The sequence below is a fragment of the Shewanella sp. SM55 genome, assembly GCF_025654025.1.
Lineage (GTDB): Bacteria > Pseudomonadota > Gammaproteobacteria > Enterobacterales > Shewanellaceae > Shewanella > Shewanella oncorhynchi.
In genome coordinates this window covers 258,559-273,103 of record NZ_JAKKRS010000001.1, presented here as the reverse complement: position 1 = coordinate 273,103, position 14,545 = coordinate 258,559, and the positions used below count along the sequence as shown (strand labels likewise).

At 44.8% G+C, this 14,545-nt stretch carries 13 protein-coding genes; 11 read left to right on the top strand and 2 right to left on the bottom strand.

Features of this window, described 5'->3' with window-relative positions; all coding sequences use genetic code 11:
• Positions 1-54: 54 nt before the first annotated feature.
• From L5L91_RS01210 to L5L91_RS01200, 3 genes are all read left to right on the top strand, one after another.
• Positions 55-903 (top strand): hypothetical protein, encoded by an 849-nt coding sequence (locus L5L91_RS01210; protein WP_263235493.1) that lies wholly within the window; start codon positions 55-57, stop codon positions 901-903.
• 39 nt (positions 904-942) lie between these two features.
• Positions 943-1,758, top strand: a complete 816-nt coding sequence (gene rlmA / locus L5L91_RS01205) for a 23S rRNA (guanine(745)-N(1))-methyltransferase (protein ID WP_263235490.1) — start codon at positions 943-945, stop codon at positions 1,756-1,758.
• 307 nt (positions 1,759-2,065) lie between these two features.
• Positions 2,066-2,275 carry a cold-shock protein gene (locus L5L91_RS01200; protein WP_011789734.1) on the top strand — a complete coding sequence of 70 codons (210 nt, stop codon included), beginning with the start codon at positions 2,066-2,068 and terminating at the stop codon, positions 2,273-2,275.
• 1,014 nt (positions 2,276-3,289) lie between these two features.
• Here the strand turns inward: L5L91_RS01200 and rne are convergent.
• Entirely contained in the window at positions 3,290-6,730 is a 3,441-nt protein-coding gene (gene rne / locus L5L91_RS01195; RefSeq protein WP_263235488.1) for a ribonuclease E, read from the bottom strand.
• 542 nt (positions 6,731-7,272) lie between these two features.
• Between rne and rluC the strand changes: the two genes are divergently transcribed.
• Complete coding sequence (gene rluC / locus L5L91_RS01190; protein ID WP_263211683.1) at positions 7,273-8,232, top strand: 23S rRNA pseudouridine(955/2504/2580) synthase RluC; 960 nt, start codon at positions 7,273-7,275, stop codon at positions 8,230-8,232.
• Positions 8,233-8,254: 22 nt separating this feature from the next.
• Positions 8,255-8,971: an HAD family hydrolase gene (locus L5L91_RS01185; RefSeq protein WP_263211685.1), complete on the top strand. Its 717-nt coding sequence runs from the start codon at positions 8,255-8,257 to the stop codon at positions 8,969-8,971.
• 172 nt (positions 8,972-9,143) lie between these two features.
• Here L5L91_RS01185 and L5L91_RS01180 read toward each other — a convergent pair whose 3' ends face one another.
• Entirely contained in the window at positions 9,144-9,728 is a 585-nt protein-coding gene (locus L5L91_RS01180) for a Maf family protein (protein ID WP_263196023.1), read from the bottom strand.
• Positions 9,729-9,990: 262 nt separating this feature from the next.
• On the opposite strand from L5L91_RS01180, the gene yceD reads away from it, so the two are divergent.
• The 6 genes from yceD to fabG all read left to right on the top strand — a co-directional run bounded on the left by yceD (position 9,991) and on the right by fabG (position 14,460).
• Positions 9,991-10,515, top strand: a complete 525-nt coding sequence (gene yceD / locus L5L91_RS01175; RefSeq protein ID WP_028760371.1) for a 23S rRNA accumulation protein YceD — start codon at positions 9,991-9,993, stop codon at positions 10,513-10,515.
• 16 nt (positions 10,516-10,531) lie between these two features.
• Positions 10,532-10,702, top strand: a complete 171-nt coding sequence (rpmF, locus tag L5L91_RS01170) for a 50S ribosomal protein L32 (protein ID WP_006081226.1) — start codon at positions 10,532-10,534, stop codon at positions 10,700-10,702.
• A 15-nt stretch (positions 10,703-10,717) separates the two neighbouring features.
• Entirely contained in the window at positions 10,718-11,746 is a 1,029-nt protein-coding gene (gene plsX, locus L5L91_RS01165) for a phosphate acyltransferase PlsX (RefSeq protein WP_263205564.1), read from the top strand.
• Positions 11,747-11,755: 9 nt separating this feature from the next.
• Entirely contained in the window at positions 11,756-12,715 is a 960-nt protein-coding gene (locus L5L91_RS01160) for a beta-ketoacyl-ACP synthase III (protein ID WP_028760369.1), read from the top strand.
• Between the two features lie 62 nt (positions 12,716-12,777).
• Positions 12,778-13,704 (top strand): ACP S-malonyltransferase, encoded by a 927-nt coding sequence (gene fabD, locus L5L91_RS01155; protein ID WP_263235486.1) that lies wholly within the window; start codon positions 12,778-12,780, stop codon positions 13,702-13,704.
• 9 nt (positions 13,705-13,713) lie between these two features.
• A complete protein-coding gene (fabG, locus tag L5L91_RS01150; RefSeq protein WP_006081230.1) occupies positions 13,714-14,460 on the top strand; it encodes a 3-oxoacyl-ACP reductase FabG in 747 nt (248 codons plus the stop codon).
• The last annotated feature ends 85 nt before the right edge of the window (positions 14,461-14,545 follow it).

Here is a 14,545-nt window from a genome sequence, read left to right as displayed (position 1 = left end):
ATTTTAATTGGTATTGGACGGTACAATTGCGGTTAAATAGGAGAATAATGTCTTATGTACCATCAATTTCTAAATGAACCTATGGTGCTTGATATTGAAAAGGCATCAATACTCACATTACGACTACCCGACGATGTGAGTGATTTTATTGTGTCACAGGCGATCAATGCCCCTTTACTAGAGATTATCGTTATAGCTGAAGCCGGAATTCAGCAAAATATAGTCATCCGCTTCCAGCCGTTTATGGGTCTTAAGGTCGAATCGTTACCGCAAAGTCCTCAGGCTTTCAATACACCAATAACCCGCAGCCTTGGGCAAGGTTTTAGGCTTTATACACGGATGGGAACTGCTGCGAAATTTTGTGCGGCTGAATTGAGGCGAGGTGTATCTTTTACCTTAGATACGACTCGTCATTTAGATGCAGATAATGACTTAATAGGTGCAGATAGTTACTTAACTTTTGCCTTACAAGCCAATTCAAAGTTTGAGTTAGTACCCTTAGAAGCGGATTTGCGGGTTTTGCATGAGCCCAAAGCGTTAATGGTTGCTAAAGCACTGTTAGCAAGGCACTACGACTATGCCGCATCATCTGAATCTCTTGCAATTTACATGACCGAAATCGAGCAGGTTAGATTAGAATTGCAGGCGTTTATGCGTGGGGAGCTTGGTCAATGTCATGCCAGCCTTGCTGATGAAGTATTAAGGATCGATCCCTTGCTACTGCAAAAACAACAATGGTTATTTAGAACCTATACCCATATGTTTGAGCGACCAAACTACAGCCGCGCTGCTAATGATGTTGATAACACTGATAAGCTATTAAGAAAATTAGAGTGTTATGAATTACTCGCTTCACCGGAATTGACCCTGATGGTAGATCGATTGATGGAAGACGAAACATAAACTTTTTACCCAAATTTAGCTAAATGATAAGAGTCCATTATGTATTATTTATGTCCCCTGTGTGCCGCCCCACTGACGTTAACGGAGCGAACTTGGGGTTGTTCACAGCAACATAAGTTTGATATGGCCAAAGAAGGCTATGTCAACTTATTGCCTGTACAGAAGAAAAACTCAAAAGATCCTGGTGATAATAAACAGATGATGTTTGCTCGGCGTGAATTTTTAAACGCGGGTTACTATCAAGGTTTGAGTGATAGAGTGAATGAGCTCGCACTTGAGTTTGGTGCCGAAGCAAAACAAATCCTCGATATAGGCTGTGGGGAAGGGTACTACAGTCAACGTTTATTCCATGTGTTGAGCCAGCACCATGATTGCAATTTACAAGGTATAGATATTTCTAAGTCTGCGATTAAATATGCAGCTAAACGTTACCCTAATTTGCAATTTTGTGTCGCAAGTGCCTATGAAATGCCAATCGCATCCCAAAGTGTCGATCTTGCCATTCGTATTTATGCCCCTTCAAAAGTAGAAGAGTTACAACGAATTATGGCTGATGGAGGCTTACTGATAACGGTTTCTCCGGGACCTTTACACCATTTTGCGTTGAAACAACAAATTTATGCTGAGCCAAGATTACATCCCGTTTCCACAGCGCATATTGCTGGATTTGAGTGTCTTCATCAGGAACGCTTAATCTCCCAGTTAGAGCTGGCAAATAGTGAACATATCGCTCATTTTTTAGAAATGACGCCCTATGCCTGGAAGTTTACTCATGCCCAAAAGCAAGCATTTGCGTTGCAAGGACTGAACTGTGAATTGGATTTCCAAATTGAAGTGCATCGGATTTCAAAGTAAGCGATAAGATTAAGCTATTGAAATAAATTATTTAAAATGCTTAACTGTACCGGCTAAACAGCATGAACCTAGTGTTCTGCTAGCCGGTTGCAAAACCGTAAAGTAGATTTAGGCAAAATAAATAATCCAAAGTGTCGCAGTGTGTTGACTTATCTTTAGAATGGTTTATAGTCTTATCAGCTTGAAGGTTGGGCTTATATTTATGTGTTCAATACGACCAGTTCGTCCTGTAAACATAAGTAATACCGGCATTTTCCAGCTCCACCCGCCGTTAAGGCTTTAATTTTTTATTTACAGGATTTATATTATGTCTCAAGTTACTGGTGTTGTTAAGTGGTTCAACTCTGACAAAGGTTTCGGATTCATTGAGCAAGAATCTGGTCCAGATGTATTCGTACACTTCCGTGCGATCAACTCTGACGGTTTCAAAACTCTTGATGAAGGCCAAAAAGTGTCTTTCACTGTGACTCAAGGTCAAAAAGGTCCACAAGCTGAAAACGTAACTATCATTGGTTAATTTTCGGTGCTGTTAGCCTAGAGCTGATAGCAATGGATTAAAGGGCTATGGTTAATTCCGTGGCTCTTTTTATTTGTGCGAAAGATGAAATTTCATTTAGTTTAGATTGTTGAATCCAGTAAAGCGACGAGATCCACTTAACATGTCGCATTAATTTAATGCTTAAATCTGAAGTTAATCCTCTAATCTTTCTCTGTTAGAACCCAATTCTGATATCTCCAAGATTTTCAATAAAACCATTTGATACACTCTCCTTATTTTTACCCCTGTAACATTCAATTCCATTATATGTTAACGCTTAACGCTTAACGCTTACTCTTATCGAGTTTATTTTTTGCGTAATCTTATATTCAATGTCGAACGCGAATGTGTCTAATCATTCATTTGTTGTAAATCAGTGACTTCAGATATTGCCGAATATGATTGGTGCATTTACATTTCTTGCACTTAGTTATTCTACATATACTAAGCTGCACCTAAGGCTGAAAGCCTTGTAGTCAAGAGTTGAGGCTGGCAAAGCATTTAGTGCTTGATATTAAAGAACACTAGCTTATTTATGATGTAGTTTGGAGCCGACCAAAAAACGAATATGGCTATTGAGATGCCTTGCATTTCGTATATTTAAGTATTTCCGACAGAAGCTTTAGGCTGCTAATCCAACTTAATTATCGGCTACTTTATAGCGGAATAATGCTCTCCCTTGACTAGTTTTCCTAACTTATAAAGGAGGGGTCTACAGTTAGCAGTAAATGGATTAAGAGCCCTTTCTACTGGCGGGTATTGGCCTGATATTTTGTTAGCATGTTTATTGCTTCTAATGTGACGTTAGTGACAACACAAGAATATTTAAAGTTGATAACTATATACTGAGGATCTTTTGATGGGTTATGTTATTCAAGGGGGGCTACGATTAAGCCGAAAAATGGATTGAGCTAAATTTAAATATTGTGGAGTATTACAGTGTAAATAGAAAAGCCATGCAATTGCATGGCTTTTCTGGTTTAGCTTAAGTGATTATGGACGTGCCATATCAGACTCTGCACCATTAGCGAGTTTGATTTTGGCAGTAGACTCTTCGTTCGCAGTATTCTCATACTCTCGTCCTTTAGGGACTGCCACTTGTTCTCTCACTTCAACGACAGGCTTGGTCATATCCGAAGACACCATAGAGCCAAAGCGGCTGGCGGCTTTCGGCTTGCTGACAACAACTGCATCCGTGATTTGCGGTGTTGTTGGAGCCGTTTGTATTGTGGCTTGAGGCTTAGCGATAGCTGCCGGTCTGGCCATTGGCGCAGAGGCTGTTGCTTTCACGGCTTCTTTTACTTCAGCGCTCGGTGCAACACTTGGCTCGACAAGTGTTTCGGTTTTAGCTGCTTCAGCTTTGGGTACTGCTACTGATTTAGTCACTGAGCTTTCAACTGATGGGACTGCAACGACTACGGCTTCAGCAGTAACGCTGGTCACCTGAGTTTCAACGATTGACGCAAGGTCAACTTTTACGTCAGCAGCCTTTGGCTCTTCCGCTTTCGTTTCAGTGGTTTTAGTCACAACAGGTTTAGTTTCAACTTGCTGAGTTTCAACTGCTGCAACGTCATTTGCTTGAGGCTGAGGCTCAACTTTTGCTTCTACTTTAACAACAGCAGGAGCTTCAACAGTTGGAGTTGAACTTGTTTCAGCTATTTCGACGCCATCAGTTTTAACGGCCGGTTCAGTTACCGCTGTTGTTTGAGTTGCAACAACAGGAGTTTCCACTCGAACACTGACGATTTCGCTTGGGTACTCTTGGTCAGCACCTAATTCGTCATTAGGAACGAATTGCGCTGGCGTTGATGTACCTTGGTCATCTTCGTCGCGACGACGACGTTGACCCGCTGCACGAAGGTGGCGAGGGCTACGACGGCTACGACGTTGACCATCTCTTTGCTCGCGTTTTGATTGATCATCTGCATTAGCATTTTCGTTGTCTGCATCAACTTCGCTATCTTGCGATACAGCATCCGCTGCTACAGTATGAGCTGCTATGTCAACCAAGGAGTTTTCAGCTACGTTAACAGCATCAACAGCAGGTGTTTCTACTACAGTAGAAATTACAGTTGTCTCTTCTAGCACAATATTTTCTTGCGCTTCTTGAGCCGGTGCCGCTTCCTTACGAGGCTGGCGACGTGTTCTTGGCGCTTTAGTTTCTACTGGCGTTTGGGCAATGACTTCAGCTTTGGCATTAACACTGATAGTGCTTGCCGCTGCGGCGTTAAGGGCTGCAATTTCCGCTAACACTTCTGCGGCATCTTCAGGTGCAATTGGGATCGCATTATCTGGCGTATTATGGCCATTATCGATACGCACCTTACGACGCATGTTACGGCGCTGACGACGCTCACGGGCGACTTCTTGCTTAGGGGCATCATCTGCTTCAATGTCGGCAACAACATCTTTTGGCGCTTGTACGCGAGGCTTTGGTTCAGCTTTAGCTGGACGTTTAGCCGCTTCTTCTTTTTCGCGTACTGGACGTTCTTGTGTGCTGACTACGGCATCAGCCGGTTTTTTTGGATTGCGGCTACGCGGCTCACGAGTGCCTTCTTTTGCTTTGTCGGCATCTTGGGCATTGCGTGGGCGGCGAGTGTCATTACGACGGTTACGGCGATTGGCGTTAGCCGCACTGGTATCAGTTGCTTTAGTTTCAACAACTTTTACGGGTTCAGCTTTTTCACTTGGCGCAAACATGGCACTGATTGCACTCACAAGCTTGCTGAAGAAGCCTGGTTGTGGCGCTTCAACTTTCACCGTTGGTGATGGGGCTTGTTCTACTTTTTGTGGCGCTGCAAAACCTTTTAATGCCGGAATAGGCGCCGCAGTACGTTCCAGTTTGCGTGGCTCATACAATTTGGCTTCAGGATGCTCTATACGCTTATAGCTTGATTCACTGATTTCATCATCACTACGGTGACGGATCACGCGGTAATCAGGCGTCATCATGTGTGCGTCAGGGATCACATACACTTCGACATCGTGACGCTGTTCTGTGATGCGAATGGCTTTGCGTTTCTCGTTTAACAAGAAAGCTGCAACATCCACAGGCACAATCGCTTCGATTTGTGAGGTGTTTTCTTTGATGGCTTCTTCTTCCATCAAACGTAAAATTGACAGTGCTAAAGACTCGGTACTGCGAATCGTGCCTTGGCCATGACAGCGAGGGCAGATATGCGCTGCAGATTCTTCTAAAGAGGGGCGCAGACGTTGACGCGACATTTCCATCAAACCGAAACGAGAAATGCGACCTAACTGCACGCGAGCACGATCATGGTGCACAGCATCACGTAAGCGGTTTTCAACTTCACGCTGATGGCGCACAGGCGTCATATCAATAAAGTCGATAACCACTAAGCCACCTAAGTCGCGGAGGCGCAATTGGCGGGCAATTTCATCGGCGGCTTCGAGGTTAGTGTTAAGTGCTGTTTCTTCAATATCGCCGCCTTTAGTGGCACGGGCAGAGTTGATATCGATTGAGGTTAACGCTTCAGTTGGGTCGATAACAATTGAACCGCCAGATGGCAGACGCACTTCGCGTTGGAAGGCGGATTCAATTTGTGATTCGATTTGGAAGTGAGTGAACAATGGCACTTCAGCTTCGTACAGTTTTACGCGCTCAACGAAATCAGGGCGAACTAAGGCAATATGTTGCTTCGCTTCTTCAAAAATACGTGGATGATCGATGAGGATTTCGCCCACGTCACGGCGTAAATAGTCACGAATAGCGCGAACTATCACATTGCTTTCTTGGTGAATTAAGAAAGGTGCGCCTTTAACTTGTGAAGCTTCGGTGATCGCCGCCCAGTGGTGTTGTAGAACTTTTAAGTCCCACTTTAACTCGGCAGATTCTTTGCCTACACCCGCAGTACGCACGATAAGACCCATGCCCGCAGGCACTTCTAAGTCAGCCATCGCTTCTTTTAGCTCAGTGCGTTCATCACCTTCGATACGACGAGAAATCCCGCCAGCACGTGGGTTGTTTGGCATTAATACTAAGTAAGAGCCTGCAAGGCTGATGAAGGTCGTTAAGGCTGCACCTTTATTGCCGCGTTCTTCTTTGTCAATTTGGACAATAACTTCCTGTCCTTCACTGACCACTTCTTTGATATTTGGGCGACCTTGGAACGAATATCCCTTCGGGAAATATTCTCTAGCGATTTCTTTCAGTGGCAAAAAGCCGTGACGATCGGCACCGTAGTCGACGAAAGCGGCTTCTAAAGACGGTTCTACGCGGGTAATTTTACCTTTGTAAATGTTTGATTTTTTTTGCTCATGACCTGGGCTTTCAATGTCTAGATCATACAGTTGTTGCCCATCAACAAGGGCAACACGCAACTCTTCTGATTGAGTTGCATTGATTAACATACGTTTCATGATGACGTCATTCTTCTTTAAATAGAGGTCATCAAACATCGCGCTTCGCTGCATTACGGGCCTAGCAGTAGGTCAACTGAGCCTCACGGCTGGTGGCTAGGCAAGAGGTGCGCATTGCTGTTAGACGCAGTCGCTGCGTGTCGCATCCTATTTATGGCTTATTTTTTAATGATTACAAAAACAAGGAATTCGTTGTAAAACATCAACCAACCCCATAAATTCTTTAGTTTCGTTCCGGTAATGCCCAAGTCGAATCGGTTTGTCTGACGACAAGTTAAAATATCCTTCGAAATCGGGGAGGAAAACCTAGGGTAAACCTTATTAAAGTAAGGTGACTTTCTCGATTTAATCGTAAAAAACGCATTTGTGGTATTTTTACTCTGTATACGATTTGCAAATCAATGATTTGCTATCAAGAAAATCTTTTTTTATCCGTTAAATTTTCCGCTTGGGATCAGGGCGTTGTGAACACTTTATTCACGGCTTATCCCTAATCGCTGGTGAAATATAGCAATAATCAAAAAATTCAGCAATGGAAAGGCACAATTCTTCTCAGTTGTTGTACAATGGCGGCCGTTATAATTAGATGGCGCATCATGAATATAGAATCCACCCCACAACAGGTTCAGTTGATCACGATTGATGAAGATCACTTCGAACAGCGTATCGATAACTACTTAATGACCAAGCTGAAGGGCGTGCCGAAAAGCATGATCTATCGCATTGTCCGCAAGGGCGAGGTTCGAGTGAATAAGAAACGCATCAAACCCGAGTACAAGTTGCAGATTGGCGACATAGTACGTATTCCGCCAGTCCGCGTGGCAGAGCCGGATAACCGTACCGCACCATCGGCGAACTTAAGCAAAGTCTCGCAACTTGAAGATCGTATTTTGCATGAAGACAATCATTTGATCGTGCTGAATAAACCTGCTGGCATTGCCGTGCATGGTGGTAGTGGAGTCGATTACGGTGTGATTGAAGCATTGCGTTCACTGCGTCCTCAACAAAAGTTTTTAGAGCTAGTACATCGTCTCGATAAAGATACTTCGGGTGTGTTGTTGGTGGCGAAAAAGCGTAGCGCGCTTAAACATCTGCATGATCAGCTTCGGTATAAAAAGATGCAGAAAGACTATTTGGCCTTAGTTAAAGGTGAATGGTCTGTTCAAGATAAAGCCGTTAAACAGCCTTTATTGAAAATCACCCTTAAATCCGGTGAGCGCATTGTGCGTGTTAATGCTGAGGGTAAACCTTCAGAAACGCGCTTTAAAATTATGCAGCGTTACCAAGGTTGTACTTTAGTGAAGGCAAGCCCTGTCACTGGACGTACTCATCAAATTCGGGTGCATTGTCAATTTGCCGGTCATCCAATCGCCTGTGATGATAAGTACAGCGAGCAAGGATTTGACGATAGCATGCGTGCATTAGGCTTAACTCGACTCTTTTTACATGCCGCTGAATTGATGTTCATTCATCCAGAAAATGATGAAGTGATGCGGGTTTCAGCGCCTTTAGATGAAAATTTGTCGCAATTACTCGATAAGTTAAAGCGTGCGTAATCGACGGGGATAGGTTTCAAGGATGAAGATAAAGCAATACGATTTAGTGATTTTCGATTGGGATGGCACTCTGATGGATTCCATCGGTAAAATTATCACTTGTATTGAAAATATGGCTAAGGCATTGCAGTTACCTATCCCAACTGAAAGTGACATTCGCGATATTATTGGTCTTTCTATGACAGAAGCGCTTCGAGTCCTGTTCCCACAGGGGCTTAATTGCAGCGCTTCTTCTGTATATTCTCAGCTTCTACATTCTAAAAACGCATTCAACCTAGACGAAGATGATCAATATCAGCAGATGCGCGCTGAGTTTAAAGCACAATATTTGCATTTAGACACCACGCCAACGCCCTTGTTTGTACAAACTCCAGCGTTAATTGATGACTTGCATAGCCAGGGCTATAAGTTAGCCGTCGCAACTGGTAAAGCCCGTGCGGGACTTGATCGCGTTTTTGCGCAAACGGGCTTAGGTCGATACTTTGTTGCGTCACGCTGCGCCGATGAAGTGCACAGCAAACCCCACCCTGAAATGATCTCAAGCTTGCTGAAAGAATTGAATATTGCACCGAACAGAGCCTTAATGGTGGGTGATTCTCTGCTGGATTTAACCATGGCGGCCAATGCAGGGATTGATAGCGTTGGCGTGACCTATGGCGCTCACAGTGCCGAAAAGTTGCTGCGGGCAAAACCTATCGCCTTGATTGATTCACCAAAGCAATTACTGCAATACCTCTAATACTGCTATTTAATGCTGAAGCGGCAATACATGCCGCTGCGCATGAGACTTTCTTATCACTTTTATTTACGTCTCATCTTCTCGTCGATGAAACGACTCAGTAACCCGGTATTTTTGATGCGCGTCATCGATTCAATAAACTGAGCAAATAGAGCAAAGCCTTGGTAAACGTTTAAGCGAGTACGTCTACGCCTTGGGCTAACAGCATTTCCGTCAGTAATATCAGTGGTAAGCCAACTAAGGTATTGGGATCGCGACCTTCGAGCGCTGTAAATAACGCGATACCTAAACCTTCGCTCTTAAAACTGCCCGCGCAATAATAGGGCTCTTCTTTTTCAATGTAAGCCACAATCTGCGCATGGCTAAGATGCCTAAAATGAACCGTAAAGGGTTCAACCTCGGCGGCCATAGCGCCAGTTTTGGCATTATAGAGTGCAAGACCAGTATAAAAGGTGATGGCCTTGCCTGAGGCTTGAGTGAGCTGCGCGACGGCATTATTAAAATGATGGGGTTTACCGATAATCTTGCCATCAATGACGGCAACTTGATCGGATCCAATAATCAGACCATCGGGGAATTGTTCTGCCCCCGCGACGGCTTTTGCTTTGGCTAATCGCAGCACTAAAGCATGGGCCGATTCTTCGAGATACGCCGTTTCGTCAATATTAGGATTGCAGCATTCGAAGGGTAACCCGAGTTTTTGCAGTAAAGATTGTCGATATACAGACGTCGAAGCTAAGATTAATGGGGTTGGCATAATGAGATATCCGCAAAAGAGTGACTCATATTGTGACCAATCAATGCGAGAGAGTGCAAGAGTTTCGTCTTTTACGGTTTCTTTTCAATGAATGCGACTATTTTAGGCGGCTTGCGCTTGTATGCGGCCCCATGCTTGGGTACTATTTCGCTTCCGTCAATTTCAATGTTGGGGCAGGGGAAAGGCTTAAGTCGCAAACTGGGACTTAAGTTAGTATTTTTTCTTTGACTCTAGCGTTTTCAAACTATAATATGCGCGCCTTATGCAAACAGTAAAGATACCGGTTTCAATTGATCCATTTCGCGCCGCCTCGAGTCGCCTAGTTTATCAGGGCGTTGTTCCTGGTGTGCAACTGAAAAGATTAACTGAGTTATGTGCCGGCGACTGTTCCGATGTGGCAGTGTCGCTTGAATGTGGCGTAGATTTACAGGGGATAGTCTACCTGAAAGGGAAGGCTGTGACGGAGCTCACTCTGATATGTCAACGTTGCATGACGCTATTTACCACTGAGGTTACGGTCGAGTTTTGTTTTGGTCCATGCCGGACTAAAGCAGAAATCGATGAGCTCCCGGATGCGTATGACCCAATTGAGTGCAATGAAATTGGCGAAGTGCGTCTACATCAATTGATCGAAGATGAATTGATAGTCGCTATGCCAATAATCCCAATGCATCAAGAAATTGATTGCAGTGCAGGATCTAAAGACATGGTTGTAGGCGAGATAGAACCCGCTCAAGAGGAGCGTCCAAATCCGTTTGCAGTGTTAGAAAAACTGAAGAGCAAGTAATCGAGGAGACAGGCCAATGGCTGTACAACAGAACAAAAAATCACGTTCAAAGCGCGGAATGCGCCGTTCACATGACGCACTGAGCACTGCTCAGCTGTCTGTAGACGCTACCAGCGGTGAAATCCATATGCGTCACAATGTGACTGCAGATGGCTTCTATCGCGGTAAAAAGGTAATCAACAAGTAATTTGTTGGTTTCCTAATGACGAATCTGACGCTTGCGTTAGATGCAATGGGTGGTGATCATGGCCCCCACGTCACGGTGCCTGCAGCCTTGCGGGCACTACAATTACATTCTTTTCTTAAAATCATTTTAGTCGGTGACAAGACTGAAATTGATGTCTATCTACGTCAAGCCGAAGCGAGTTTACTTTCGCGCACAGAAATCATTCATACCGATGAAGTCGTTAGTATGTCCGATAGGCCTGTGCATGCCTTGCGTACACGTAAAAACAGTTCCATGCGATTGGCTATTGAGTTAGTGCGTGACGACCGCGCACAAGCGTGTGTGAGTGCCGGTAACACAGGGGCGCTGATGGCAATGGCGAAAGTATTGCTGAAGACCTTGCCTGGTGTTGATCGACCAGCATTAGTCAGTTGTTTACCTGCGGTGACTCAAAAACCGGTTTATTTGTTGGATTTGGGCGCGAATATTTCCTGTGACTCTGAAACCTTATTTCAGTTTGCCGTGATGGGCTCAGTCCTGTGCGAAGCGGTAGATAAGAAATCTCGGCCAAAAGTCGCCTTGCTCAATGTGGGCGTTGAAGAAATTAAAGGTAATGACCAAGTTCAGCAAGCCGCGCAGTTGCTGCAACACACAGAACAAATCAATTACACAGGTTTTATCGAAGGGGATGAAATCTATTCCGGTAATGTGGATGTGATTGTTTGTGATGGGTTTGTGGGTAACATCACGCTCAAGACCTCAGAAGGTATTGCCAAGTTATTAGTACATCAGTTAAAACGGGGACTAACCCAAGGTTTATTCGTTCGTTTTCTGGCTAAACTTATCGCCCCTCGTATCCAGGCGGTCCTTAGTCAGATGAACCCCGACCACTATAACGGTGCAAGTCTGATAGGATTGCGCGGAATAGTTGTAAAAAGCCATGGAAACGCGGATGAAACTGCCTATTTACAAGCAATTAGTTTGGCAGTAACGGAAGCTCAACGTCGACTCCCTGAAATGATAAAAGATCGTTTGGAGTCGATTCTTTTAGATATAAATAACTGATCCCTCCTTATGCATACAAAAATTCTCGGAACTGGTAGTTATCTACCGGTGCAGGTGCGTAGCAATCAAGATTTGGAAAAAATGGTGGAAACCACTGACCAATGGATTGTTGAACGTACAGGTATATCAGAACGTCGCATTGCGGCTTTCGATGAAACCGTTTCAACTATGGGCTACCAAGCGGCATTAAAAGCGCTAGAAATGGCTGGCATAGAAGCATCAGATTTAGACATGATCGTTTGCGGCACCACCAGTGCTCCCAATGCTTTTCCGGCTGCGGCCTGTGAAATTCAAGCCATGCTTGGCGTGCATACCATTCCAGCATTTGACATCGCTGCGGCTTGCTCAGGCTTTGTTTATGCTTTATCTGTCGCCGACCAATTTGTAAAAACGGGCGCGGCAAAAAAAGTATTAGTGATTGGTGCCGATGTGCTGTCTCGACTATGTGAGCCAGAAGATCGTTCAACCATTATTTTATTTGGTGATGGTGCGGGCGCGGTTGTGATTGGCGCATCTGAAACGCCAGGGATCATTTCGACCCACATTTATGCCGATGGTCGCCAAGGCGACTTATTGAAATGCGCATTTCCACCACGTAAAGGCGAAACCTCAGAAGCGGTCGGCTTTATGACCATGAAAGGTAACGATGTCTTTAAAGTGGCTGTGACTCAATTGTCCCATGTTGTGACAGAGACTTTGCGCATCAACAATATCGATAAGTCAGAAATTGACTGGTTAGTCCCACACCAAGCTAATTTCCGTATTATTAATGCCACCGCGAAAAAGCTTGATATGAGTCTTGATAAAGTCGTATTGACCTTAGCTAAACACGGTAATACTTCTGCCGCGTCAGTGCCCATTGCATTGGATGAAGCCGTACGTGATGGCCGTATTCAGCGCGGACAACTACTGCTGCTTGAGGCCTTTGGTGCTGGATTTGCGTGGGGCAGTGCGCTCATTCGTTTCTAAGTTCTACATGTGTGTTCCACATGATTTTTCAATAAATTAAGTTAGCCATAGGTAATTTGAATATGGAAAATGTTGCTTTTGTATTTCCGGGTCAAGGTTCACAAGCCCTAGGCATGTTAGCCGAGCTTGCCGAATCTCATGCTGTTGTTGGACAGACCTTTGCTGAGGCGAGTGACGTCTTAGGTTATGATCTGTGGGCATTGGTTCAGCAAGGTCCTGTTGAAAGCTTAAATGAAACCGATAAAACTCAACCAGCCCTATTAGCGGCGAGCGTGGCGATTTGGCGTACCTACGTGGCTTCAGGCAAACCTATGCCAGCTATACTAGCGGGTCACAGCTTAGGCGAGTATTCTGCTTTAGTTTGCGCCGGTGTGATGGATTTTAAAGACGCGATTAAGTTGGTGGAATTACGTGGTCAACTGATGCAGCAAGCGGTTCCAGCTGGCGCAGGCGCCATGTATGCCATTATTGGGTTAGACAATGACGGTATCGCCAATGCCTGCGCCGAAGCGGCTCAAGGTGACGTGGTGAGTCCAGTTAACTTTAACAGTCCTGGTCAAGTGGTCATTGCAGGTCAAAAAGACGCAGTTGAGCGCGCTGCAGCAGCTTGTAAAGCAGCAGGCGCTAAAATGGCGGTGGCGTTACCTGTCAGCGTGCCATCACACTGTGCATTAATGAAACCTGCGGCGGATAAACTGGCCGTGGCATTAAACGATGTACAGTTTAATACCCCAACAATTACAGTGATTAATAACGTTGATGTGGCATCACCCACCTCTGCTGATGACATTAAAGATGCGTTAGTGCGTCAGTTATATTGTCCTGTCCGCTGGAGCGAAACTGTTGAGCTAATGGCCCAAAAAGGCATTACCCAACTGGTGGAATGCGGTCCTGGTAAAGTATTGACAGGATTAGCAAAACGAATTAATAAATCACTATCAGCCCAAGCGGTTAATGATGTTGCTTCATTAGCAGCATTAACTGAGTAAGGAGTTTATATGAGTTTCAACCTGAATTTAACAGGTAAAGTGGCTTTGGTGACAGGTGCGAGCCGCGGTATTGGCCGTGCGATCGCTGAGACACTGGTCGAAGCGGGCGCAGTGGTTATTGGAACCGCAACCAGTGAGAAGGGCGCTGCGGCGATCCAAGAATATCTGGGTGACAAAGGTTTTGGTTTAGTGCTTAATGTCACAGATAGTGAATCTGTTACACATTTATTCGCCTCGATCAAAGAAAAAGCGGGTGATGTTGATATTCTAGTCAACAACGCGGGTATAACCCGTGATAATCTGCTGATGCGGATGAAAGATGATGAATGGCAGGATATTATCGACACCAACCTGACATCGTTATTTAGACTGTCAAAACCTGTGATGCGTACCATGATGAAAAAGCGCTTTGGCCGAATCATCAATATCGGTTCAGTGGTAGGCACCATGGGCAATGCAGGTCAAGTTAACTACTCGGCAGCAAAAGCGGGTTTGATTGGATTTACAAAATCTCTTGCAAGAGAGGTTGCATCTCGTCAAATTACAGTTAATGCTATCGCTCCTGGATTTATCCAGACCGATATGACAGATGAGCTGACCGAAGAGCAGCAAAAAGCTATCATGTCACAGGTTCCGATGGAACGATTAGGGCAAGCGCAAGAAATTGCCAATGCAGTGCTCTTTTTGGCCTCGGACTCAGCCGCTTACATCACAGGCGAAACTTTGCATGTGAATGGCGGCATGTACATGGTTTAAGGGCGAATGGCAGGGATTTCTGTCGCAACTGAGTAGTGATCTGTATCAATTGATAGTGAAATTTCGTGGTTAGACCACGAAAACT

Excerpts from the sequence above, each read along its gene's own strand:
- L5L91_RS01210 (WP_263235493.1), top strand. The coding sequence starts at position 55 with ATGTACCATCAATTTCTAAATGAACCTATGGTGCTTGATATTGAAAAG.
- L5L91_RS01160 (WP_028760369.1), top strand. The coding sequence starts at position 11,756 with ATGCATACAAAAATTCTCGGAACTGGTAGTTATCTACCGGTGCAGGTG.
- L5L91_RS01200 (WP_011789734.1), top strand. The coding sequence starts at position 2,066 with ATGTCTCAAGTTACTGGTGTTGTTAAGTGGTTCAACTCTGACAAAGGT.
- rpmF (WP_006081226.1), top strand. The coding sequence starts at position 10,532 with ATGGCTGTACAACAGAACAAAAAATCACGTTCAAAGCGCGGAATGCGC.
- yceD (WP_028760371.1), top strand. The coding sequence starts at position 9,991 with ATGCAAACAGTAAAGATACCGGTTTCAATTGATCCATTTCGCGCCGCC.
- fabG (WP_006081230.1), top strand. The coding sequence starts at position 13,714 with ATGAGTTTCAACCTGAATTTAACAGGTAAAGTGGCTTTGGTGACAGGT.
- plsX (WP_263205564.1), top strand. The coding sequence starts at position 10,718 with ATGACGAATCTGACGCTTGCGTTAGATGCAATGGGTGGTGATCATGGC.
- rlmA (WP_263235490.1), top strand. The coding sequence starts at position 943 with ATGTATTATTTATGTCCCCTGTGTGCCGCCCCACTGACGTTAACGGAG.
- fabD (WP_263235486.1), top strand. The coding sequence starts at position 12,778 with ATGGAAAATGTTGCTTTTGTATTTCCGGGTCAAGGTTCACAAGCCCTA.
- rluC (WP_263211683.1), top strand. The coding sequence starts at position 7,273 with ATGAATATAGAATCCACCCCACAACAGGTTCAGTTGATCACGATTGAT.
- L5L91_RS01185 (WP_263211685.1), top strand. The coding sequence starts at position 8,255 with ATGAAGATAAAGCAATACGATTTAGTGATTTTCGATTGGGATGGCACT.
- rne (WP_263235488.1), bottom strand. The coding sequence starts at position 6,730 with ATGCAGCGAAGCGCGATGTTTGATGACCTCTATTTAAAGAAGAATGAC.
- L5L91_RS01180 (WP_263196023.1), bottom strand. The coding sequence starts at position 9,728 with ATGCCAACCCCATTAATCTTAGCTTCGACGTCTGTATATCGACAATCT.